Here is a 22,357-nt window from a genome sequence, read left to right as displayed (position 1 = left end):
GCAGAAGATCGTGCCACCTTCCGCGAAGCCGCGCAATCGGCGTGGGACGTCTGGGCCGAGAAGTCGCCCGAAGCCAAGGCGCTTGTGGAAAGCCACAAGGACTACCTGGGCCAGCTGGGTCTGATCTCGGCGGAATAAGGACGGCTTTCGCGTCCTGATCCGTGACAGGCAGAGCGGCGGGCCCAGACCCGGGCCCGCCCTTCTTGTTTCATCCTTGTCACATCGACCCTGACATCCCCTCCTCCGAAAGGGTTAACCAATGTCCAATCAAAGCCTCTGGCTCGGCTCGCTACGCGGCCCGGTCCGGCTGCTGGCCCTGATAAGCACCGGGCTTGCGCTGGCCGTGTACGCCTGGCTCGTGCTTAGCCAGTTCATCTCTGCCGAACCTGTCGGCATGTACGAAATGCTCCGCCCCGCAGGCCGCCCGATGGTGTCGGTGATGCTGTGGGCGCTGTTCGCCGCGCTGCTGTTCGGCTCGCTCTATCTGTCGGACACCCGCGGCTCGATCGAGATCGAGCCCACCGGCCCGCTCGACATCCTGTCGCTGGTGCTGTCGCGCCTGTCGATGATCGCGATCATCGCCATCGTGCTGGTGATGTTCTACGAGGTCGTGGCCCGCTACGTCTTCGAGAAGCCCACGCTCTGGGCCAACGAGCTGTCGCTGTGGATCGCGTCCTTCGTGTTCCTGTTTGCCGGGCTCTATTCCATGCAGCAGCGCAGCCACATCCGCATCTACATCATCTATGACATGATGCCGCGCTGGATGCAGAAGCTGGCCGACGTGATCTCGGTCTCGCTGATCTGGGTGTTCTTCTTCTGCCTGCTCTGGGGTGGCTACAACGAAGCCATGCAGAAGCTTGGCCGTATGGAGACCTTTGGCACCGCGTGGGATCCGCCCCTGCCGGCGACGCTGAAGATCGGCATCATCATCATCATCGGCCTCGTGGCGCTGCAGGCGCTCTCCAACCTCATCGCGGATTGGAACAAGGCCCCCGAACACCACTCGCCCGCGGACGAGATCGACCAGACGGAGATTGAAAACATCCGTCGCACGCTGGAGGACTGACTTAAATGGTGGATATCGGCACACTCAGCCTGATCCTGCTGCTGGCAATGTTCGCATTGCTGGCGATCGGGATGCCACTGGGCTTCGCCTCCGCCTTTCTGGCAGTTGCGACGCTTGTGATGAAATTCGGCCCCGATCTGCTGTTCGGGCGCTTCGGCATGGGACCCTTCGCGGTGCTGGGTCAGGCGGTCTATCGGCAGATGGTGAACTACGTACTGATATCAGTACCCTTGTTCATATTTATGGCCTCCCTATTGGAACGCTCGGGCATCGCCCGGGACATGTACAGCTCGCTGAACGTGTGGCTGTCGCGGACCCGTGGCGGCATCGCCTTCGTGACCTCGATCATGGCCGTCATCATGGCCGCCATGTCGGGCATCATCGGCGGCGAGGTGGTTCTGCTGGGCCTGATCGCGCTGCCGCAGATGCTGCGCCTCGGCTACAACCAGAACCTCGCCATCGGCACGATCTGCGCGTCGGGCTCGCTTGGCACGATGATCCCGCCGTCGATCGTTCTGATCTTCTACGGGCTGGTCACCGAGACCTCGATCAAGGCGCTGTTCACCGCGTCCTTCCTGCCGGGCTTCATGCTGGCCTCGTTCTTCATGATCTACATCTTCATCCGCACCCGGATGAACCCCGACGAGGCCCCCCTGCCCCCGGCGGATCCGGACGCCCCGGCGGGCGGCGAGAAAGCCCTGATGTTCCTCGGCTTCCTGTCGCGTTTCGGCATGTGGATCGTGGCGGTGCTGACGCTGCGCGCGCTGTTCTTCACCGTCACCGGCGCCAACACCGTGACCGAGGGCGTGGACCCGATCCCGCTTGGCATGGTGTCGGACATCCCGTGGCTGATCGGCGCGCTGGTGGTCTTTGCCATCGTGGTCTTCTTTATCGTCGGCCGTGAGCGCACCGCCGTCGGCTGGGAGATGGGCAAGGGCCTGATCGCGCCCACCGTGGTGATCGGCGTCGTTCTGGGCTCGATCTATGGCGGCATCACCGGCATCACCGAGGCCGCGGGCATGGGCGTGGTGGCGGTCTTCGTCATCGGCCTGATCCGCCGCGAGATGAGCTTTGAGGTGGTCTGGGATGCGGTCATGCGCACGCTCAAATCCACCGGCACGATCATCTGGGTGACCATCGGCGCGGCAGCCCTTGCGGCGGCCTACACGCTGGCGGGCGGCCCGAGCTATGTGGCCAACCTGATCGTCGGCTCAGACCTGCCCACCATGGGGATCATCCTTGTGATGATGTTCATCTTCCTGATCATGGGGATGTTCATGGACTGGGTCGGCATCGTGCTGCTGATCATGCCGGTGTTCCTGCCGATCGTCATGCGCCTGCCCCCCGAGGAAATCGGCTGGCTCGGCCATGTGGACAGCAGCTATATCGGCATCTGGTTCGGTGTGGTGTTCTGTATGAACATGCAGGTGAGCTTCCTGTCGCCGCCCTTCGGCCCCGCGGCCTTCTATCTGAAGTCCGTCGCCCCGGCGCATATCTCGCTCACCGACATCTTCCGCGGCTTCCTGCCCTTCATCGGTCTGCAGCTTCTGGCGCTGCTGGTGCTGCTGGCCTGGCCGCCGCTGGTGACGCTGTTCCTGTAACGCGACCTTTTCGGAGGGGCGGCCAAGCGCCGCCCCTCCGCTTGACCCTCCGGCATCGGAGGCAGAGAGTTTCCCAAAGACCCCGCTGGCGCCGAAGATGCGCCGCCCGGCCTTTGCCCGACACCCCACACAGCCGCTCCATGGAGCATATGCCAAGATGAAAACCGTCCGCCTTTCCGAACATGACAACGTCGTCACCGCAGTCGTCCCGCTTGAAGTGGGCGACGAGGGCGCGACCACGCTGATCCCGCGCGGCCACAAGATGGCCACCACCGACATCGCCAAGGGCGCGCCGGTGCGCAAATACGCCCAGATCATCGGCTACGCCGCCGAGGACATCCCGGCAGGCGCGCATATCCACACCCACAACCTCGAGTTCCGCAACGTCGAGGCCGACTATGAGTTCGGCACCAACCTGCGCCCGGTCCCGCCTGCCGCAAAGCAAGACAGCTTCATGGGCTACCGCCGCTCGACCGGCCGGGTCGGCACGCGCAACTACCTTGCGATCCTCACCTCGGTGAACTGCTCGGCCACCGCCGCGCGGATGATCGCGCAGCATTTCACCCCCGAGAAGCTGGCCGCCTACCCCAATGTCGACGGCGTTGTCGCCTTCGTGCATGGCACCGGCTGCGCCATGGGCGGCGACGGCACCGGCTTTGAGTTCCTGCAGCGCGTGCTCTGGGGCTATGCGCGCAACCCCAACGTCGGCGGCGTGCTGATGGCGGGCCTTGGGTGCGAGGTGATGCAGATCGACTGGCTGGTGCAGGCCTATGGGCTGACCCCCGGCCCGCTGTTCCAGAAGATGAACATCCAAGACGAGGGCGGGCTGCGCAAGACCGTCGAACATGGCATCGCGCAGGTCGAGAAGATGCTGCCCGAGGTCAACAAAGCCACGCGCAGCGAATGCCCGGCCTCGGAGCTGATGGTCGGCCTCGAATGCGGCGGCTCGGATGCGTGGTCGGGGATCACCGCCAACCCCGCCGTCGGCCATGCCTGCGACCTGCTGGTGGCGCAGGGCGGCACCGGCGTGCTGTCGGAGACCCCCGAGATCTACGGCGCCGAGCATCTGCTGACCGCCCGGTCCACCACCCCCGAGATCGGCAAGAAGCTGATCGACCTGATCCACTGGTGGGAGGATTACACCGAGCGCAACGGCGGCTCGATGGACAACAACCCCTCGCCCGGCAACAAGAAGGGCGGGCTGACCACCATTCTCGAGAAATCCCTCGGCGCGGCGTCGAAGGGCGGCACCACGCCGCTGATGGGCGTCTATAAATACGCCGAGCCGGTCACCGCCACGGGTTTCACCTTCATGGACAGCCCTGGCTACGACCCCGCCTCGGTCACCGGGATGATCGCCTCGGGCTGCAACCTCGTCTGTTTCACCACCGGGCGCGGCTCGGCCTTTGGCGCGAAACCCTCGCCGACCATGAAGGTCGCCTCGAACAACGAGCTTTATCAGCGCCAGACCGAGGATATGGACGTGAACGCCGGGCGCATCCTCACCGAGGGCGCCTCGGTCGAAGAGGTGGGCCGCGAGATCTATGAGATGTGGCTGCGTATGGCCTCGGGCGAGCAGAGCAAATCCGAAGCGCTGGGGCTTGGCGACTATGAGTTCGTGCCCTGGCAGGTCGGCGCGGTGATGTAAGCCCGCGCCCTCCTCATCTTCACAGAGGAAGGACAAGACATGAGCAAACCCAGCATCGGGTTCATCGGGCTCGGCCTCATGGGCCGGGCCATGGTTGAATGCCTGCAGAAGGCGGGTTACGACGTGAGCGTCCTTGGCAACCGCGACCGCAGCGGCGTTGAAGAAGCGCTGTCGCGGGGCGGCTCCGAGGCGGGGTCGGCGCGTGATCTGGCGGCGGGCAACGACATCGTGATGCTCTGCGTCGGCACCTCCGAGCAGGTCGAGAGCCGGATCTTCGGCGAGGATGGCGTGCTGGCGGGCACCAAGGCGGGGCAGATCGTCATCGACTTCGGCACCTCCCTGCCCGGCTCGACCCAGCGCATCGGCGCAGAACTGGCGGGCAAAGGCGCAAGCTATCTCGACGCGCCGCTCGGGCGCACGCCCGCCCACGCCAAAGAGGGCAAGCTGAACATCATGTGCGCCGGGGACGAAGCGACCTACGCGCAGGTCAAGCCGGTGCTGGACGTGCTGGGCGAAAACGTCTTTCACCTCGGGCCGCTCGGCTCTGGCCATACGATCAAGCTGATCAACAACTTCTTTGCCATGACCACCGCCATGGCCATGTCCGAGGCCTTTGCGATGGGCGACGCCGCGGGCATCCCGCGCGAGAAACTCTACGGCGTGCTGGCGGCGGGGCCGAACCATTCGGGCATGATGGATTTCATCAAAAGCTGGGCGATGGACGGCAAGCTCGATCTGGCCTTCTCGGTGGACAATGCCGCCAAGGACGTGGGCTATTACCGCGCCATGGCCGAAGAGCTGGGGGCGCGCTCACGCATGTCCGGCTGTGCCTCGGAAACGCTGGCCGAGGCCTTGCAGAACGGCTTTGCCGGGCACATGGTGCCGGAAATGGTCGACTACCTCTCCAAGCACCTGAAAGGCTGAACAAATGCCCCTCCAACCGGCGCGGACGCGCTGAGCCATGGCCGTCGCTCCCCGCGAAGACAAGACGGCCCTGGGCCTGACGCTGATGGCCATTGGCGTCATCGGCTTCACCTGTATCGACACTTCGGCGAAATGGCTGCTGCAGCACGGGATCCCCGCGCTGCAGGTGGTCTGGTGCCGCTATGCCGCGCATCTGGTGCTGGTGCTCGTCGCCTTCTTCCCGCGCGAGGGAAAGGCACTGTTTCACACCGAGCATCCGTGGAAACAGGCGCTGCGCGCCGCGGCGCTGTTTGGCAGCACGATGCTGAACTTCCTCGCGCTTGGCTATCTGCCGATCACCGTGACCACGACGATCATGTTCGCCGGGCCCATCGTGGTGACGCTGCTGGCGATCCCGCTCTTGGGCGAGAAGGTCGGCCCGCATCGGATCGGCGCGGTCTGCGTCGGCTTTCTGGGCGTGCTGGTGGTGATGCAGCCCTGGGGCGCGGAGTTCCACCCGGCCATGCTGCTGTCGGTGGGCGCGCTGAGCTGCGCCGCGCTCTATTTCATCCTCACGCGGCAGATGGCGGGCAAGGAGAGCAACGCCACCTCGCAGGTCTGGGGCGGCGCGCTGCCGACGCTGCTGCTGGCGCCGGTGGTGCTGCCAAGCTGGGAGGCGCCCGAGAGCACCGGCGTGGGCGTGATGCTGGCGGTGATCGGCATCTTCGGGGCGGTGGCGCATATGCTGGCGACCGCGGCGCACCGCTATGCCGATGCCTCGGTTCTGGCGCCGGTGGTCTATCTGCAGTTGTTGAGCGCCGCCGCCGCGGGCCTGCTGATCTTCGGCACATGGCCGACGCCCTGGACGCTGCTGGGCGCGGCGATCATCATCGGCGCGGGGCTTTACATCTGGCACCGCGAGCGGCAGCGCGGCGTGCCGCATCACCGTTCACCGCGGATGTAAGATACGGGCAGTGAGGGGGCGCTGCCCCCTCGGCCTGCGGCCTCACCCCCGGCGTATTTTCAAAGAGAAGAAGCGGCGGCACCAGTCCAGTTCAGATCGGCCCCGATATAGCCCAGTTCAGACCGCGTAATAGGCGCGGTACCACGCCACGAAGCGGCGCACGCCCTCGGTCACCGGCGTGTGCTGCGCATCGCCCGCCAGCGCGGTGAGCAGCGTGGTGTCGGCCCAAGTGGCGGGCACGTCGCCGGGCTGCATCGGCAGCAGGTTCTGCTTGGCGGTAAGGCCGGTGGCCGCCTCGATCGCCTCGATGAAGGCGGTCAGCTGCACTGGGCTGCCGTTGCCGATATTGAGCACCCGCCACGGCGCCACCGGCGACAGGCTGTCTTCGGCGCAGGCGGGCGCGCCGCGCTGGGGCGCCAGCGGCGCCAGCCGTTCCAGGGCCTCGACCAGATCGTCCACATAGGTGAAGTCGCGCATCATGTCGCCGCGGTTGTAGACGTCGATCGCCTCGCCCTGCAGGATCGCCTTGGTGAACTTGAAGAGCGCCATGTCCGGGCGGCCCCACGGGCCGTAGACGGTGAAGAAGCGGAACATGGTGATCGGCAGATCGTAGAGATGCGCGTAGCTGTGCGCCATGCTCTCGGTCGCCTTCTTGGTCGCCGCGTAGAAGGACATCTGGTGGTCCGTCCGCATCGTCTCGACATAGGGCATCTCGGTGTTCGACCCATAGGCCGAAGAGGTCGAGGCGATGAGCATATGTTTGGGCGGATGCGCCCGCGCCGCTTCGAGCAGCTCGAAGGTGCCCGCGATATTGCTCTCGAGATAGTCGCGCGGCTGCTCGATCGAGTGCCGGACCCCGGCCTGCGCGGCGAGGTGGAAGGCATAATCAAAGCAGTGCTGGGCGAAGAGGTCCATGAGCAGGCCGCGGGTTTCGACCCGGCCCTTCACGAAGGTGAAACGCTCGTTCTCTAGTTGCGCGATGCGGTCGCGCTTCAGCGAGACATCGTAGTAATCGGTGATCGCGTCGAGACCGATGACCTCATGGCCTTCGGCAAGCAGTCGCTGGCACAGGTGGAAACCGATAAATCCGGCGGCGCCGGTCACGAGCGTTTTGGGCATTTGGAGCGCCTTGTTTTACGTCGGCCCCCAGATAGGCCAGACCCCGGCGATTGTAAATCGCCGGGGTGCCGGTTGGCGCTCAGCCGCGCCCGATATACGGCATGGCCGGAGCCATGACGGTGACGAACTGCACGTTCGCCTCGAGCGGCAGCGTGGCCATATGCATCACCGTGCTGGCCACATGTTTCGCGTCCATCACCGGCTCTACGGCGATCGAGCCATCGGCCTGCGGCACGCCCTGGGTCATCGCCTGCGCCATGTCGGTGAGCGCATTGCCGATGTCGATCTGGCCGCAGGCGATGTTGAACGCCCGCCCGTCAAGCGACAGCGAGCGGGTCAGCCCGGTGACCGCATGTTTCGAGGTGGTATAGGGCGCCGAGCCCCAGCGCGGCACATGCGCCGAGACCGAGCCGTTATTGATGATCCGCCCGCCCTGCGGGTCCTGCTTGCGCATCCGGCCAAAGGCGGCGCGGGCGCAGAGGAACATGCCCGAGATATTGATCGAGGAGAGCTTGAGCCAGTCCTCGGCGGGGATCTCGTCGATCATCGCGCCTTTCACATTGACGCCGGCGTTGTTGAACAGCGTGTCGATGCGGCCCCATTCGGCCATCGCCTTGTCAAAGCCCGCCTCCACCGCCGCGGGGTCCGAAACGTCGAAGGGCAGGACCAGCGCATTGGGATTGCCGTCCGCAGTTTCCTCAAGCGGCGCCTCGCGGCGCCCGACGAGGCCGACCTTCCAGCCCGCGTCGAGGAATGATTTCGCGGTCAGCCGGCCGATGCCGCTGCCCGCACCGGTGATGATGATGCTCTGCATGAAACTCCTCCCAGGAGATTGGACAAGGAAACGGCGCGGGCGTCCCCTCGCCCGCGCCGGAACTGATCTGCGTCAGTGGTTGTCGCGCGGCAGGACGCGGGCGACCTTTTGGTAGGCCGTGGCCAGTTCGAGACAGCCGCCGTCGGAGAGTTGCCCGACGTGGCGGCGGTAAATCTCCTGCCACGGGGTCTGGTTGACCAGTTCGGGCGCCTGCCAGTCGGCCTTGCGCTTCTCCCACTCGGCGTCATCGACCAGCGCGTTCATCGTGCTGGCATTGAGGTCGAGCCGCACCGTGTCGCCGGTTTCGAGATAGGCCAGACCGCCGCCCACAAGTGCCTCGGGCGAGGCGTTGAGGATCGAGGGGCTTTCCGAGGTGCCGGACTGACGCCCATCGCCGACGGTGGGCATGTGGTTGATGCCCTGCCGGATCAGCGCATCGGGCGGCTGCATGTTCACCACCTCGGCGGAGCCGGGATAGCCGACGCAGCCGACGTTGCGGATGAACAGGATGCAATGCTCGTCGATCTTCAGCTCGGGATCGTTGATCCGGTCGTGGTAATCCTCGGGGCCTTCGAAGACGATGGCGCGGGCCTCGAGGATGCCCTCCTTGCCCGGCTCCGACAGGAAGCGCTTCTGGAAGTCCTCGGAGATCACCGAGGTCTTCATCAGGGCGCTGTCGAAGAGGTTGCCCGAGAGCACCTTGAAGCCGGCGTTGCTGCGCATCGGCGCGTCATAGGTCTTGATCACATCGGTATCGACCGAGCCGAGGCCGGTGACGTTCTCGCCCATGGTCTTGCCGCTGGCGGTCATCGCGCCTTCGTGGATGCGGCCCGCCTTGCGCAGCTCTTCCATCACCGCGGGCACGCCGCCAGCGCGGAAGAAGCTCTCGCCGAGGTATTCGCCAGCGGGTTGCATGTTGACCAGCAGCGGCACGTCGAAGCCGATGGTCTCCCAGTCTTTCACGTCAAGCTCGACACCCGCGTGGCGGGCGACCGCCTGCAGGTGCGGCGGGGCGTTGGTCGAGCCGCCGATGGCGCCGTTGACGACGATGGCGTTCTCGAAGGCCTCGCGGGTCAGGATGTCCGACGGCTTGAGGTCCTCATAGACCATCTCAACGATGCGCTTGCCGGTCTGATAGGCCATCGCCATGCGCTCGCGGAACGGCGCGGGGATGGCGGAGTTGCCGGTGAGCGACATACCGAGCGCCTCGGCCATGGCGTTCATCGTCGAGGCGGTGCCCATGGTGTTGCAATGCCCCAGCGAGGGTGCCGAGGAGCAGACGCGCGACATGAACTCTTCGTAGTCGATCTTGCCTTCCGACAGCAGGCGGCGCGATTCCCAGACGATGGTGCCCGAGCCCGCGCGTTTGCCCTTCCACCAGCCGTCCAGCATGGGGCCGCCGTTGAGCGCGATGGCGGGAATATCGACCGTGGCCGCGCCCATCAGCATGGCGGGGGTGGTCTTGTCGCAGCCGGTGGTCAGCACCACGCCGTCTAGCGGATAACCGTGCAGCACCTCGACGAGGCCGAGGTAGGTGAGGTTCCGGTCGAGCGCTGCGGTGGGCCGCTTGCCGGTTTCCTGAATCGGGTGCACCGGGAATTCCATCGGAATGCCGCCCGCCTCGCGGATGCCCGCCTTGATCCGGTCCATCAGGAAGACGTGGATCTTGTTGCACGGCGCGATGTCAGAGCCGCTGTTGGCAATGCCGATGATCGGCTTTTCGGCCTGCAACTCGTCGCGGGTGTATTCCTGGTTCTGATAGCGCTCCACGTAGAGCGCGGTCATGCCGGGATTGTTGGGGTTGTCGAACCACTCCTGCGAGCGGAATCGCTTGTTGGCACGTGTATCGGACACGGGTCGCTTCCTCTCCTTGACGCGCCTCCCCGCGCGCCTCTCGGGCGCGCCGGGGGACGCGCTGTTTCCTTGCGGCAGCTTCCCAATTTGGTATACCAAATGCAAGAGCATTCGTGGGAGGGAGGCGCACAGATGCAGGAAGGACAGGCCGGAAACGGCATTTTATCAATTAAATTCCGAGCCTTGCGTGCCTGCAAGAATCCACACCGAGGACTTCCCGCATGAGGCGAGAGGCCTTCTGGCAGGGCTATCGCGACTGCGCACCCTTCATTGCGGTGGTGGTGCCCTTCTCGCTTTTGTTCGGCGTCGTGGCGCGTGACGCGGGGCTGGATATTCTGCAGGTCATGGCCATGTCGGTGCTGGTGATCGCCGGGGCTTCGCAGTTCACCGCATTGGCGCTGCTGCAGGAAAATGCGCCGGTGTTCATCGCGCTGACCGCCGCGCTGGCGGTGAACCTGCGCATGGCGCTCTACTCTGCCGCGCTGGTGCCGCATGTGGGCCACGCGCGGCTCGGCACGCGGGCGCTGATGGCCTATCTCATGGTCGATCAGGCCTATGCGGTGGCGGTGAAGACCTACGAGGAAAAGCCGAGCATGAGTCGCGACGAAAAGGTCGCCTATTACTTCGGCGTCATGGCTCTGATCTGCCCGTTCTGGTACGGCTGCACGCTGCTCGGCGCGGTGATCGGCACGGCGATTCCCGCCTCGCTGCACCTCGATTTCGCCGCGCCCGTCTGCTTCATCGCCATCACCGCGCCGCTGCTGCGCTCGCTGCCGCATGTGCTGGCGGCGGGTGTGTCGGTGCTGTGCGCGATTCTCTTCGCGGGGTTTCCCGCCGGGCTTGGGCTGATCGCGGCGGCGCTGGTGGCGATGCTGGTGGGCGCGCAGACCGAACTGGCCCTGCGCCGCCGCGCGCTACGGAGGCAGGCATGATCGACACCGCAACTTTCTGGACCCTGACGGTGCTGCTGGGCATCGGCACCTTTCTGGTGCGGTTTTCCTTCCTCGGCTTCTTCGGCCGCAAGACATTGCCCGAGTGGTTCGTGCTGCACCTCAAATATGTCGGCGTCGGCGTGCTGCCCGCCATGGTGACGCCGCTGGTGCTCTGGCCGCAGGCCACGGGCGGCGAGACCGAACCGGCGCGGGTCATCGCTGCGCTGGTGACCTTCCTCGTGGCGCTGCGCCTGTCGGTGACCGGCGCGCTGATCGCGGGTATGGGCACGCTCTATCTGGCGCAGGCGCTGTTCTGAGGCGCCCGGCGCGGAACGTTTTAGAGTTCAGATTCTCTGAAAATTAGAGAGGGTCGGCCCCCTCCTCCGAAGCCGACCCTCAGCGAAGCGCCGCCGGCTTGCGAGGGCGGCGGGCTTCGCGCTGTGCCGGGCGGCGACGTGCCTCGCACCCGGCGGCATTCTTATGCAGATGCCTCGCAGATGGTTCATCGGGCAGACCGGCACGGCCCGCTCACGAAACTGCGATTCTCTGAGACCGCTTTCGGCCTTCCGTGGTATCGGTACCACCGCGTATCAGAGGCCGTCAACAGGGCAGGCAGGGACAATCATGGCAGACGGCAGGAAATGGGTGACCATGGGCGATGTCGCGGCGCGGGCGGGGGTCGGCAAGATCACCGTGAGCCGCGCGCTGCGCACCCCCGGCAAGGTCAGCCCCGGCACGCTGCGCAAGGTGCGGGCGGCGGTCGACGAGCTTGGCTATGTGATCGACGAGACCGCGGGCGCGCTCAGCTCGCAGCGGTCGCGGATCGTGGCGGCGCTGGTCTCGACGCTGGAAGAGCCGGTCTTTGCCGCCACCATCCGCGGCCTCACCGAGGGGCTGGGCGCAGGCGGGCTGCAGCTGATGCTGGCCACCACGCAATATGACCCCGAGACCGAGGCCAGCCTGATCTCGACCATGCTTGGCCGCCGCCCCGAGGCGCTGGTGCTGACCTCGGACCGCCACACGCCCGCCGCCCGCGCGCTGCTAGAGCGGGCGGGCATCCCGGTGCTGGAGGTATGGGGCCTGCCCGATCCGCCGGTGCACGCGGCGGTGGGGTTCTTCAACCGCGAGGCGGGCGCGGCGATCACCCGCCATATGATCGAGACCGGGCGGCGGCGGGTCGCCTTTCTCGGGCTCAACCGCGAACATGACACCCGCGCGCAGCTGCGGCGGCAGGGCTATGTGGATCTCTGCGGGCGACTGGCGGAGGAGCGCATCGTCGCCGTCACGCCGCGGCCCGGCGTCGCCGGGCCCGAGCTTGGCGCGCAGGGGCTGGGCGAGATCCTGCAGCGCTGGCCCGACACCGAAGCGGTGGTCTGCGTCAGCGACATGCTGGCCAGCGGCGCGCTCTGCGAGGCATGGCGGCGCGGGCTGGATGTGCCGGGACAGCTGGCGATCTCGGGCTTCGGGGATTTTGACATGGCGAGCCCCGCCGCGCTGGCGCTGACCACGGTGCATATCGACGGCATGGCGATCGGACGCCGCGCCGCCGAGCTGATCCTCGCGGGCGACTTGCCCAAGGGCCTGCGCGAGAACATGGGCTTCACCGTGGTGCGCCGCGCAACGAGCTGAGCGGCGCGGAACGGGAGCCGGGCGCTTGCCCGCGCCTACCCCTCGCCCTTCTTCACCTCCTCGGCCAGATCGATTCCGCCCATCTCGGCGATCCGGTCCGACAGGCTGGGCACGTAGTCCGCGCCATGCCCGGTCGCCTCGGCGGTGGCGAAGTAATGCCGCGTGGCGCTGGCGATCAGCGCCGGGGCGTTGACCTTGGCCGCCATGGCATTGGCGTAGCGCACATCCTTGCCACCGTTGAAGATGCTGAACTTATGCGCGTCCTTGTCGCGATCCACCGCGTAGCGCATGAAGGTGTCGAAGAACCCGTTGCCCAGACGGCTGGAGCCGATCACCTGCCGCACGGTCTGCGGCGAGATACCGGACTTGGCGGCGAGCACCGTCGCCTCGGCATAAAGCGCGGCATAGCTCATCGAGATGAGGTTCATCACCAGCTTCATCTTGTGGCCCGCGCCGACCCCGCCGACGCGGTTGATGTTGCCCGCCCAGCATTGGATCACCGGCTCGACCTTGGCAAAGCTCGCGTCGTCGGCACCGACCATGGCGTCGAGCATGCCCTCCTCGGCCTCCTTCGGCGTGCGCCCGAGCGGCGCGTCGACCATCGCCCCGCCCTTCTCGGCCAGCTCCGCCGCCAGCGCCTCGGTCGAGGCCGGATCGGCGGTAGAGCAATCCACCACGATCAGCCCCGGACGTGCGCCCGCAAGGATGCCCTCGTCGCCGCGCATCACCCCTTCGACCTGCGGCGAGTTCGACAGGCACAGATGAATGATGTCGCAGGTCTCGGCCATTTGCTTCGGCGAGGCGGCCTCCTGCGCCCCCTGCCCCAGCAGATCCTCGACCGGCGTGCGGTCGCGGTTGCCCTTGATCCAGAGCGGGTAGCCGCCCTTGAGGATGTTCTTGGCCATGCCGTGGCCCATCAGGCCGACGCCAATGAAGCCCACTACGGGTTTGTCGCTCATGGTCTCTCCTCCCAGAGATGGGGTTACAGCGAGGCGGTGATGCCGCCATCGACGAACAGCGTGTGGCCGTTCACAAAGCTCGAGGCCGGGGCGCAGAGGAAGACGCAGGCGCCCACCAGCTCCTCCACGTCGCCCCAGCGGCCCGCCGGGGTGCGCTTCTCGAGCCATGCGCTGAACTCGGGGTCGGCGACCAGCGCGGCGTTCAGCGGCGTCTTGAAATAGCCCGGCGCGATGGCGTTGCAGTTGAGCCCGTGCTTGGCCCAATCGGTCGCCATGCCCTTGGTCAGATTGGTAATCGCCCCCTTGGAGGCGGTGTAGGGCGCGATCCCCGGTCGCGCCAAGGCGCTCTGCACCGAGGCAATGTTGACGATCTTGCCCGCGCCGCGCCCGATCATGTGCCGCGCGCAGGCCTGCCCGACGTAGAAGGCCGAATAGACATTGGTCCGCATCAGCTTGTCGAAAGCCTCGGGATCGAAGTCTTCGAGCGGGCCACGGTGCTGCATCCCGGCGTTGTTGATCAGGATGTCGATGGGGCCATGCTCGGCCTCATATCCGTCGACGGCGGCGCGGGCCGCGTCGTGGTCGACGACGTCGAAGCCAAGCGCTTCGGCCTGCAGCCCCTCGCCCTTCAGCGTCTCCACCGCCTCTTCCAGCCGCTGCGGATTGCGCCCGTTGAGCAGCACCTTGGCCCCCGCCTGCGCGAGGCCGCGCGCCAGCGCAAAGCCAATACCCATGGTCGAGCCGGTCACCAGCGCGGTGCGGCCCGTCAGATCGAACAGGGACATGATTTCTCCTCTACCCTTGGCCGCCGCGCGCATGCCGCAAAGGCTGCGCGTACCCGCAATCCCATTGACAAAACGCGGCGGGACCGTATTCAAGAAAATGGTATACCAAATGAACCGCGATGCAAGCGGGGGCCGTGCAAAACCGCCCCGCCCGCAAGAGAGGACAGCGACGTGACACTCCCCGGCGCAGCCCCGCAGGACCGAAAGCCCGGCCCATGCTGAGCTTTGCCGCCGCCGTCTTTCTGCTGTTCATCACGCCGGGCCCCGGGGTGCTTTCGATCGCCGGTGTCGGCTCGGCCTTCGGCTGGCAGGGGGGGCTGCGCTATGGCGCGGGCCTGTGGATCGGCACGAACCTTGTGATGACGCTGGTGCTGACCGGCTTTGCTGCGATCATCCTGTCGGTGCCCGCCGTGCGTATCGTGCTGATGGGGCTGTCGGTGTGCTACCTGCTCTATCTCGCCGCGCGCATCGCGCTGGCGGGCAGCCGCATCGCCTTCATCGAGGCCAAGACCGCGCCGGGCGTGCGCGCGGGCGTTCTGCTGCAAGTGATCAACCCCAAGGCCTATGCGGTGAACACCGCCATGTTCACCGGGTTTTCCTTTGCGCCCGAGAGCCTCGGCTTCGAGACCGCCGCCAAGATCCTCATCATGAACGCGATCTGGATCCCGGTGCACCTGGCCTGGCTCAAGGCGGGGGTGACCCTGCACCGGCTCAATCTCAGCTACCGCACCCAGCGGCTGATCAATTACGGCATGGCGCTGGCCATGCTGGGCGTCGTCGCGCTGGCCCTCGTGTCGGCCTTCGGCGGAACCTGACACTCAGACATCGACTATTCGGGAGGACCTTTAGAATGACCAAATATACCGGATGCTGGCCCGTGGTGCCGACGCCGTTCCACGACGATGGCTCGCTTGACCTTGAGGGCATGAAGCGCGTTCTGGACTGCACCATCGACATGGGCGTCGACGGCATCTGCATCCTCGCCAATTTCTCCGAGCAGTTCCTGCTGTCGGACGACGAGCGTGCGATCCTCACCAAGCTCTGCGTCGAGCATGTGGCGGGCCGTGTGCCGGTGATCGTGACGATCTCGCATTACGCCACCCCCATCGCGGTGGAGCGCGCGCAATACGCCAAGGACCTTGGCGCCGACATCGTGATGATGATGCCGCCCTACCACGGCGCGCTGATGAAGGGCACTGCCGAGCAGACCTTCGAGCAGTTCCGCCAGGTGGGTGAAGTGGGCATTCCGATCATGCTGCAGGATGCGCCGCTCTCGGGTGTCGATCTGCCGGTGCCGCTGCTGGTGAAGATGGCCAATGAGATCGAGATGCTGAAGCTCTTCAAGATCGAATGCCCGCAGGCCGCCGCCAAGCTGCGCAACCTGATTGCCGAGGGCGGCGCGGCCATCGAGGCGCCGTTCGATGGCGAAGAGGCGATCACCCTGCTGGCGGACCTCGACGCCGGGGCGACTGGCTGCATGACCTCGGCGATGATCCCCGATCAGATCCGCCCGATCGTGGTGGATTTCCTTGCCGGCAACCGGCAGGCGGCGATCGACGGCTATGCCCGCGTGCTGCCCGCGGTGAACCATGAGAACCGTCAGTGCGGCTTTCGGTCGGCCAAGCACGCGATGCAGGTGGGCGGCGTGATCAAATCGGCCTTCTGCCGCCACCCGATTGCCCCCTTGCATCCCGACACCGCTTCGATGTTGATCGAGCTGATCAAGCCGCTCGATCCGCTCGTGCTGAACTGGGGCAAGTAAGGCCGCCCGGAATCAAGGCGAAGCCGCCGGGCGAGCGCCTGCCCGTCCCGGCGGGCTGGCGCTCTGTCACCCTTGCGAGACGCACGAAGGTCGCCCGGGCTTGGCTGATATAAAGCGCGGACCTCGACCGTCGCGGCGCCACCCCACGGGCAGGCGCTCGCCCGGCTGTCGTAGCGCTGGCTTTGATTTCGTCCGGGCGGGCCTGCGCCCGGCACCCAAACTTGGAGACCTGAGAAATGACCCTCTTCACCCCGCTCGAACAGCTCCTTGGTGACCGCCTTGCCACCAGCGATGCCATCCGCGAGCAGAACGCGCGGAACGAGGCGCATTTCCCCCTCGCCATGCCCGACGCCGTGGCCTTCCCCGAAACCACCGAGGAGGTCGCCGCCATCGTCCGCTTCTGCGCCGAGACCGGCACGCCGATCACCCCTTTCGGCACCGGCACCTCGCTGGAAGGCCAGCATCTGGCGATCAACGGCGGCATCAGCCTCGACTTCTCGCGCATGAAAAAGGTGCTGGAGGTCAATGCCGAGGATCTCAATGTGGTCGTTCAGCCCGGTGTCACCCGCACCGAGCTCAACGAGGACCTGCGGGCCACCGGCCTCTTTTTCCCCATCGACCCCGGAGCAGATGCTTCGCTTGGCGGTATGGCGGCCACCCGTGCTTCGGGCACCACGGCGGTGCGCTACGGCACCATGCGCGAGAACGTGCTGGCGCTGGAGGCGGTGATGTCCGACGGCAGCATCATCCGCACCGGCACCAAGGCGCGCAAAAGCTCGGCGGGCTATGACCTGACGCATCTGCTGGTGGGCAGCGAAGGCACGCTCGGCATCATCACCGAGCTGACGCTGAAGCTGCACGGTCTGCCCGAGGGCATCGCTTCGGCCACCTGCCGCTTTCCGTCCGTCGAGGATGCGGTGAACTGCGTGATCCTGACCATTCAGTCCGGCCTGCCGATGGCGCGGATCGAACTGGTGGACGAGATGATGGTGCGCGGCTTCAACATCCACGCCGGATCGAGCCTGCCCGAGCAGCCGCATCTGTTTGTCGAGTTCCACGGCAGCCCGGCGGGCGTCGCCGAGCAGTCCGAGAGCTTCCGCGAGATCGCCGAGGAGTTCGGCATGGAAGCCTGGGCCGAGGCCAATACCACCGAGGCCCGCAATGCGCTGTGGAAGATGCGCCACAATGCCCATTTCGCCTCTGCCGCGCTGCGCCCCGGGGCGGAGTTCGGCACGCTGGCCACGGATGTCTGCGTGCCGATCTCGCAGCTTGCCGAGGCGGTGCTGCAGGCGCAGGCAGATGCCCGTGCCGCAGGGCTGGTCAGCACCATCGTCGGCCATGTGGGCGACGGCAATTTCCACTGCGCCGCGCGCTTCAACCCCGCCGACCCGGCAGAGGTCGAGGCGGTGCACGCCTTTGCCGGAAAGCTCAACGAGACCGCGCTGCGGCTCGGCGGCACGGTGACCGGCGAGCATGGCATCGGCATCGGCAAGCAAAAATACATGGAGGCCGAACACGGCCCCGCCCTCGCGTGGATGCGGCGCATCAAGGCGTCCTTCGATCCGCAGGGCATCCTGAACCCCGGCAAACTGTTGCCGCCCCAAGATTAATTGACTAGGAGAGATTTCATGCTCCCGCATAGCAACCCCACCCCTGATGCTCTTTTTGTCGGTCGCGTCTGGCGCCCCGGCGTCGGACCTGCCGTCGTCACGCTGCGCGGCGAGACGCTGGTGGACATCACCAGCACGGCGATCCCCACCATGCGCGACCTGCTGGAGGGCGACGATCCAGCGGCGACCCTGCGCGCGGCCACCGGCGAAGAGATCGGCACGCTGGCCGATCTCGCCGTAGGGTCCAAGGAAAACGCGGGCGAGGATGTGCTGCACCTGCTGGCCCCCTGCGATCTGCAGGCGGTGAAAGCCTCGGGCGTGACCTTCGCGCAGTCGATGGTCGAGCGGGTGATCGAGGAGCAGGCGGCGGGCGATCCCGACGCCGCCGAGGCGATCCGCGCCAAGGTGAAATCCATCATCGGCGACTCGCTCTCCGGCATCGAGCCCGGCTCCGAGAAGGCGATGGAAGTGAAGCGCGTGCTGCAGCAGGAAGGCATGTGGTCGCAATACCTCGAGGTGGGCATCGGCCCAGACGCCGAGGTCTTCACCAAATCCCAGCCCATGGCCGCGGTCGGCTGGGGCGCGACGGTGGGCCTGCACCCGATCAGCAAATGGAACAACCCCGAGCCCGAGATCGTGCTGGCGATCAACTCGCGCGGCGACATCCTGGGCGCGACGCTGGGCAATGACGTGAACCTGCGCGACGTCGAGGGCCGCTCGGCCCTGCTGCTCGGCAAGGCCAAGGACAACAACGCCTCCTGTGCCATCGGCCCGTTCATCCGCCTCTTTGACGCAAGCTACACGCTCGACGACGTGCGCAAGGCAGAGCTGACGATGACGGTGAAGGGCGAGGATGGTTTCGTGCTCAACGGTGCCTCGTCGATGAGCCAGATCAGCCGCGACCCGGCCTCGATCGTCGGCCAGACCATCGGCCGCCACCACCAGTATCCCGACGGGTTCATGCTGTTCCTCGGCACGCTTTTCGCGCCGACCGAGGACCGCGACGCACCCGGTCAGGGCTTCACCCATCACGTCGGTGACGTGGTAACCATTTCCGAACCCGCGCTCGGTGCGCTAGAGAACACCGTACGCCTGTCGACCGAGGCCCCGGAATGGACCTTTGGCGCTGGCGCATTGATGCGCAACCTATCCCGGAGAAACCTTCTGTGACCGCTTTCCTCGCCCTCGGAGAATGCATGGTTGAACTGTCGCAGGCCGGAGACGGCCTCTACAAGCGCGGCTTTGCCGGCGACACGTTCAACACTGCATGGTACGCCCGCCGCCTGCTCCCGGAGGAGTGGACGGTGAGCTATGGCACCTGCGTGGGCGAGGACGCCGTGAGCACCGAGATGCTCGATTTCATCTCGGGCGAAGGGGTCGATGTGTCGACGGTCAAGCGTGTCTCGGACCGCACCGTCGGGCTCTACATGATCTCGCTCGACGGCGGCGAGCGCAGCTTCTCCTACTGGCGCGGCCGGTCGGCGGCAAAGCAGATGGCCGACGATCTGACGTGGCTCGACGGCATTCTGAAGGGCCGCGAGATGATCCATTTCTCGGGCATCACGCTGGCCATCCTGCCGCCGAAGCAGCGCGAGATGTTCTGCGGCGCGCTGGCGCGGGCGCGCAAGAAGGGCGCGATCGTCTCCTTCGATACCAACCTGCGGCCCAAGCTCTGGGAAAGCACCGAGGCGATGCGCGCCGGGCTGACCATGGGTGCCCGCACCGCTGATATCGTGCTGCCAAGCTTCGACGAGGAAGAAAGCCTTTTCGGCGATGCCACCCCCACCGAAACCATCGAGCGCTACCGCGAAGGCGGGGCCGACATGGTGGCGGTCAAACAGGGCGGCGACGCGTTGCATCTGTGGCAGCGCGAGGCCGGGATGCACCAGATCGAGGCGCAGACCGTGACGGATGTGGTCGACACCACCGCCGCGGGCGACAGCTTTGCCGCCGGTCTGCTGGCCGGGCTGGCGCAGGGCAAGGCGCCGCAGGACGCCGCCGCCGAGGCGATGCAGCTGGCCGCCAAGGTCATTCAGGCGCGCGGCGCGCTGGTGCCCGGCATCTTTGCCTAAGACATTGCTCTAGAACGATGCACCGGCACCGCGTCAGGTGCCGGTCCCTCAGGCGCGGGTCTCTAACTCCCGGTCTTCTGGGCGATCCAGATCGTGTGTTTGGCACCGCGCTTGGTGCGCCCGGCGCGCACCATATGCGCCTTGGCGGCAAAGCCGTTCTGCCCGAGCCGCCGGGTGAACCCCTGATCCTGCGCCGCCGACCAGACCGCCAGCACGCCGCCCTTGCTCAACGCCCGCCGCGCGTGCTGCAGCCCGCGCTCCCCATATAGCGAGTCGTTGCCCGCCCGTGTCAGCCCGTCGGGGCCGTTGTCCACGTCGAGCAGGATGGCGTCGTAGCTGCCGGCCTCGGCACCGCGGATCTCTGCGGCAACATCGCCGGTGCGGACCTCCACCCGCGGATCGTCGAGGCAATCGCCAAAGACCGCGCCCATATGCTCGGTGGCCCAGCCGACAAGCTCCGGCACGATCTCCGAGACGATCAGCCGCGCATCCCTAGGGGCCACCTCCTGCGCTGCGCGCAGGGTGAAGCCCATGCCGAGACCGCCGATCAGCACCCGCGGCGCGGCGCGCCCGCCGAGCGCCTCCAGCGCCAGCGTCGCCAGCGCCTCCTCCGAGCCGCTGAGACGGCTGCTCATCAACTCGTTGCCGCCCTGCAGACGGATCGAATATTCATGCCCGCGCCGCAGCAGCCGCAGCGTGTCGCCCTGCGGCGCCTGCGCCGTCGCGAGAAGTTCCCATGGCTGCATGATGCGGTCCTCAAGTGGTGGCTGCGCCCGCCCTACCCGATCCGGCCCGCCAAGAGAAGCGGCGCAAAGAAAAGCCCCCGCCAGCGGCAGGGGCCAAATCTCTTGCAAGAGATTTGCAACGTCCTTCGAAGAACGTTGCGGCTCAGTTCACCGCCTTCAATTTACCGGCGTCAGCAGGTCCTTGCCCGCAAGGAAAGCCGCGACGTTGTCGCGCTGCAGCTGGCCCATCGCCGCGCGGGTCTCATGCGTGGCCGAGGCCTGATGCGGCTGCAGCACGGCATTCTCCAGCGTCAGGAAGCGCGGGTCCGGGTTCGGCTCGTTAAGGAACACGTCCAGCCCGGCGCCCTGAATGGTGCCCTTCTGCAGCGCCTCGATCAGCGCCTCTTCATCCACCGTGGTGCCGCGCGAGATGTTGATCAGCACGCCGGTCGGACCCAGCGCCTCGATCACCTCTTTCGAGACATAGCCTTCGGTGGCCGGGCCGCCGACGAGGGCGATCACCAGAAAATCCACCTCGCGGGCCAGCGCCACCGGATCGGCGTGGAAGGTCCAGCCCGGCGTCTCCTTCTCGGAGCGCGCGTGGTAGTGCATCTCCATCTTGAAGGCGGCCAGCCGGTCGGCGATCTCACGCCCGATGCGGCCCATGCCGAGGATCCCGGCCTTCTGCCCGCTCATCTTGCGCTGCAGCGGATGCGGGCCTTTTTTGCCCCAGTCGCCCGAGCGCACATGCGCCTCGGCGCCGCGCATGTCGCGGCAGAAATCCAGCAGCATCGCCACGGCAAGATCGGCCACATCATCGTTCAGCACATCGGGCGTGTTGGTCACCTTGATGCCGCGCGCCGAGGCATCACCCACGTTGATCGCGTCATAGCCGACGCCGAAGTTGGCGATCAGCCCAAGCGCCGGGAACGCCTCCATCTGCGCGCCTGCAAAGGGGCTGTGACCAAAGAAGGCGATGGCCTTCACGCCCTTGCGGGTCTCTTTGTCCAGCGCCTGCGCGGCGTCGAGGCTTTCCACATGGGTCCAGCCCAGTTCAGCCAGCGCCTCGCGGCTTTTCTGGTCGGGGCTGCCGACCGCCAGTACATCCGTCATCTCAACAATCCTTGTTGGGTCAATTCAGCGCCGCGCGCAGGGGCGCGAGCCAGCCGAGACCGGCCTTCGTATCCCCGCCGCGCGGCTTGTATTCCGCGCCCACCGGCGCCGCCCAGCCCGCCTCGGCAAAACCGGCCAGCAAGCGTTCGAAGCAAATCTCGCCGCCGTCGGGCTCGCCCCGGTCGGGCACCGCGGCGATCTGCACATGGCCGACCAGCGGCTGATGCGCCTTGAAGCGCATCAGCAGATCACCCTGCATGATCTGCGTGTGATAGCAGTCGAACATGATGCGCAGGTTGTCCTTCCCCAGCGCCTCGATGATCTCGGCGGCATGTTCGACACGCGAAAGGTGATAGCCCGCCACGTCGCGATGATTGATCGGCTCGATCAGCACGCCCATGCCCTTCTCGCCCGCCAGCTCGCAGGCAAGGCTCAGCGTCTCGCGATAGGCCGCCTCGGCCGCGGCGCCGCCATCGGTCCGACCGGCCATCACATGCACGTTCTGCGCGCCGATCGCGGCACCATAGTCCACCGCCTGCTTCACCGCCGCCGCCGCCTCATCGCGACGACCGGCAAGCGCGGCAAGGCCGAAGTCCCCGCCCGCCACATCGCCGGGCACGGTGTTGAGCCCGAGCATGGCAAAGCCGGTCTCGTCGAGCGCCGCCTTCATTTCGGCCTCGGGCACGTCATAGGGGAAATGGCACTCCACCGCGTCGAACCCGTCGCGCTTCGCGGCACGGATACGCTCGGGCAGCGGCAGCTCGGTATAGAGAAATCCGATGTTTGCGGAAAACTTCATGT

General features: G+C 66.4%; 22 protein-coding genes (1 of these 22 only partly in view). 14 read left to right on the top strand and 8 right to left on the bottom strand.

From position 1 onward, the window contains the following. The 6 genes from AYJ57_RS10890 to AYJ57_RS10865 all read left to right on the top strand — a co-directional run. Positions 1-138: the end of a TRAP transporter substrate-binding protein gene (locus AYJ57_RS10890; RefSeq protein WP_066104880.1), read on the top strand. It extends 882 nt beyond the left edge of the window; 138 of the gene's 1,020 nt are visible here — the last part of the coding sequence; its start codon lies off the left edge, out of view; the stop codon is at positions 136-138. A gap of 121 nt (positions 139-259) precedes the next feature. Further along, positions 260-1,066, top strand: coding sequence for a TRAP transporter small permease subunit (locus AYJ57_RS10885; protein ID WP_066104878.1), 807 nt, complete (start codon positions 260-262; stop codon positions 1,064-1,066). Positions 1,067-1,071: 5 nt separating this feature from the next. After that, entirely contained in the window at positions 1,072-2,667 is a 1,596-nt protein-coding gene (locus AYJ57_RS10880) for a TRAP transporter large permease (protein ID WP_193789484.1), read from the top strand. 157 nt (positions 2,668-2,824) lie between these two features. Continuing rightward, entirely contained in the window at positions 2,825-4,315 is a 1,491-nt protein-coding gene (locus AYJ57_RS10875; protein WP_066104875.1) for a UxaA family hydrolase, read from the top strand. A gap of 39 nt (positions 4,316-4,354) precedes the next feature. Then, positions 4,355-5,239, top strand: coding sequence for an NAD(P)-dependent oxidoreductase (locus AYJ57_RS10870; protein WP_066104873.1), 885 nt, complete (start codon positions 4,355-4,357; stop codon positions 5,237-5,239). 37 nt (positions 5,240-5,276) lie between these two features. After that, complete coding sequence (locus AYJ57_RS10865) at positions 5,277-6,182, top strand: DMT family transporter (RefSeq protein ID WP_066104870.1); 906 nt, start codon at positions 5,277-5,279, stop codon at positions 6,180-6,182. Positions 6,183-6,299: 117 nt separating this feature from the next. Here AYJ57_RS10865 and AYJ57_RS10860 read toward each other — a convergent pair whose 3' ends face one another. The 3 genes from AYJ57_RS10860 to AYJ57_RS10850 form a co-directional block, all read right to left on the bottom strand. Beyond that, complete coding sequence (locus AYJ57_RS10860; protein WP_066104867.1) at positions 6,300-7,301, bottom strand: NAD-dependent epimerase/dehydratase family protein; 1,002 nt, start codon at positions 7,299-7,301, stop codon at positions 6,300-6,302. A gap of 79 nt (positions 7,302-7,380) precedes the next feature. Beyond that, a complete protein-coding gene (locus AYJ57_RS10855; protein ID WP_066104865.1) occupies positions 7,381-8,115 on the bottom strand; it encodes an SDR family oxidoreductase in 735 nt (244 codons plus the stop codon). A 72-nt stretch (positions 8,116-8,187) separates the two neighbouring features. Continuing rightward, positions 8,188-9,969 carry an IlvD/Edd family dehydratase gene (locus AYJ57_RS10850; RefSeq protein ID WP_066104862.1) on the bottom strand — a complete coding sequence of 594 codons (1,782 nt, stop codon included), beginning with the start codon at positions 9,967-9,969 and terminating at the stop codon, positions 8,188-8,190. Between the two features lie 221 nt (positions 9,970-10,190). Between AYJ57_RS10850 and AYJ57_RS10845 the strand changes: the two genes are divergently transcribed. The 3 genes from AYJ57_RS10845 to AYJ57_RS10835 all read left to right on the top strand — a co-directional run bounded on the left by AYJ57_RS10845 (position 10,191) and on the right by AYJ57_RS10835 (position 12,530). Then, positions 10,191-10,901, top strand: coding sequence for an AzlC family ABC transporter permease (locus tag AYJ57_RS10845; protein WP_066104859.1), 711 nt, complete (start codon positions 10,191-10,193; stop codon positions 10,899-10,901). Then, positions 10,898-11,218 carry an AzlD domain-containing protein gene (locus AYJ57_RS10840; RefSeq protein WP_066104857.1) on the top strand — a complete coding sequence of 107 codons (321 nt, stop codon included), beginning with the start codon at positions 10,898-10,900 and terminating at the stop codon, positions 11,216-11,218. The genes AYJ57_RS10845 and AYJ57_RS10840 overlap by 4 nt, the downstream gene beginning before the upstream one ends. A gap of 307 nt (positions 11,219-11,525) precedes the next feature. Further along, the gene (locus AYJ57_RS10835) at positions 11,526-12,530 is read left to right on the top strand and encodes a LacI family DNA-binding transcriptional regulator (protein ID WP_193789483.1); all 1,005 of its coding nucleotides are present in this window, start codon (positions 11,526-11,528) and stop codon (positions 12,528-12,530) included. 35 nt (positions 12,531-12,565) lie between these two features. On the opposite strand, the gene AYJ57_RS10830 is transcribed toward AYJ57_RS10835, so the two are convergent. After that, positions 12,566-13,489 carry an NAD(P)-dependent oxidoreductase gene (locus tag AYJ57_RS10830; protein ID WP_066104851.1) on the bottom strand — a complete coding sequence of 308 codons (924 nt, stop codon included), beginning with the start codon at positions 13,487-13,489 and terminating at the stop codon, positions 12,566-12,568. 23 nt (positions 13,490-13,512) lie between these two features. Beyond that, the gene (locus AYJ57_RS10825) at positions 13,513-14,274 is read right to left on the bottom strand and encodes an SDR family oxidoreductase (protein WP_066104848.1); all 762 of its coding nucleotides are present in this window, start codon (positions 14,272-14,274) and stop codon (positions 13,513-13,515) included. A gap of 215 nt (positions 14,275-14,489) precedes the next feature. Between AYJ57_RS10825 and AYJ57_RS10820 the strand changes: the two genes are divergently transcribed. The 5 genes from AYJ57_RS10820 to AYJ57_RS10800 all read left to right on the top strand — a co-directional run bounded on the left by AYJ57_RS10820 (position 14,490) and on the right by AYJ57_RS10800 (position 19,718). Next, positions 14,490-15,089, top strand: coding sequence for a LysE family translocator (locus tag AYJ57_RS10820; RefSeq protein WP_066104845.1), 600 nt, complete (start codon positions 14,490-14,492; stop codon positions 15,087-15,089). A 35-nt stretch (positions 15,090-15,124) separates the two neighbouring features. Beyond that, a complete protein-coding gene (locus tag AYJ57_RS10815) occupies positions 15,125-16,036 on the top strand; it encodes a dihydrodipicolinate synthase family protein (protein ID WP_066104842.1) in 912 nt (303 codons plus the stop codon). A 236-nt stretch (positions 16,037-16,272) separates the two neighbouring features. After that, the gene (locus AYJ57_RS10810) at positions 16,273-17,646 is read left to right on the top strand and encodes an FAD-binding oxidoreductase (RefSeq protein ID WP_066104840.1); all 1,374 of its coding nucleotides are present in this window, start codon (positions 16,273-16,275) and stop codon (positions 17,644-17,646) included. 18 nt (positions 17,647-17,664) lie between these two features. Further along, on the top strand, positions 17,665-18,816 hold the full coding sequence (locus AYJ57_RS10805; RefSeq protein WP_066104837.1) for a fumarylacetoacetate hydrolase family protein: 1,152 nt from the start codon (positions 17,665-17,667) through the stop codon (positions 18,814-18,816). Further along, positions 18,813-19,718: a sugar kinase gene (locus tag AYJ57_RS10800; protein ID WP_083191217.1), complete on the top strand. Its 906-nt coding sequence runs from the start codon at positions 18,813-18,815 to the stop codon at positions 19,716-19,718. The genes AYJ57_RS10805 and AYJ57_RS10800 overlap by 4 nt, the downstream gene beginning before the upstream one ends. Before the next feature lie 62 nt (positions 19,719-19,780). Here AYJ57_RS10800 and AYJ57_RS10795 read toward each other — a convergent pair whose 3' ends face one another. The 3 genes from AYJ57_RS10795 to AYJ57_RS10785 form a co-directional block, all read right to left on the bottom strand. Next, positions 19,781-20,464: a spermidine synthase gene (locus AYJ57_RS10795; protein WP_066104835.1), complete on the bottom strand. Its 684-nt coding sequence runs from the start codon at positions 20,462-20,464 to the stop codon at positions 19,781-19,783. Between the two features lie 156 nt (positions 20,465-20,620). Continuing rightward, positions 20,621-21,556, bottom strand: a complete 936-nt coding sequence (locus AYJ57_RS10790) for a 2-hydroxyacid dehydrogenase (protein WP_066104832.1) — start codon at positions 21,554-21,556, stop codon at positions 20,621-20,623. A 19-nt stretch (positions 21,557-21,575) separates the two neighbouring features. Beyond that, positions 21,576-22,355, bottom strand: coding sequence for a hydroxypyruvate isomerase family protein (locus AYJ57_RS10785; protein ID WP_066104830.1), 780 nt, complete (start codon positions 22,353-22,355; stop codon positions 21,576-21,578). Positions 22,356-22,357: the final 2 nt, after the last annotated feature.

The organism is Salipiger sp. CCB-MM3 (assembly GCF_001687105.1).
Lineage (GTDB): Bacteria > Pseudomonadota > Alphaproteobacteria > Rhodobacterales > Rhodobacteraceae > Salipiger.
The sequence above is the reverse complement of the archived record's forward strand: the minus strand, read 5'-3'. Positions and strand labels throughout refer to the sequence as shown.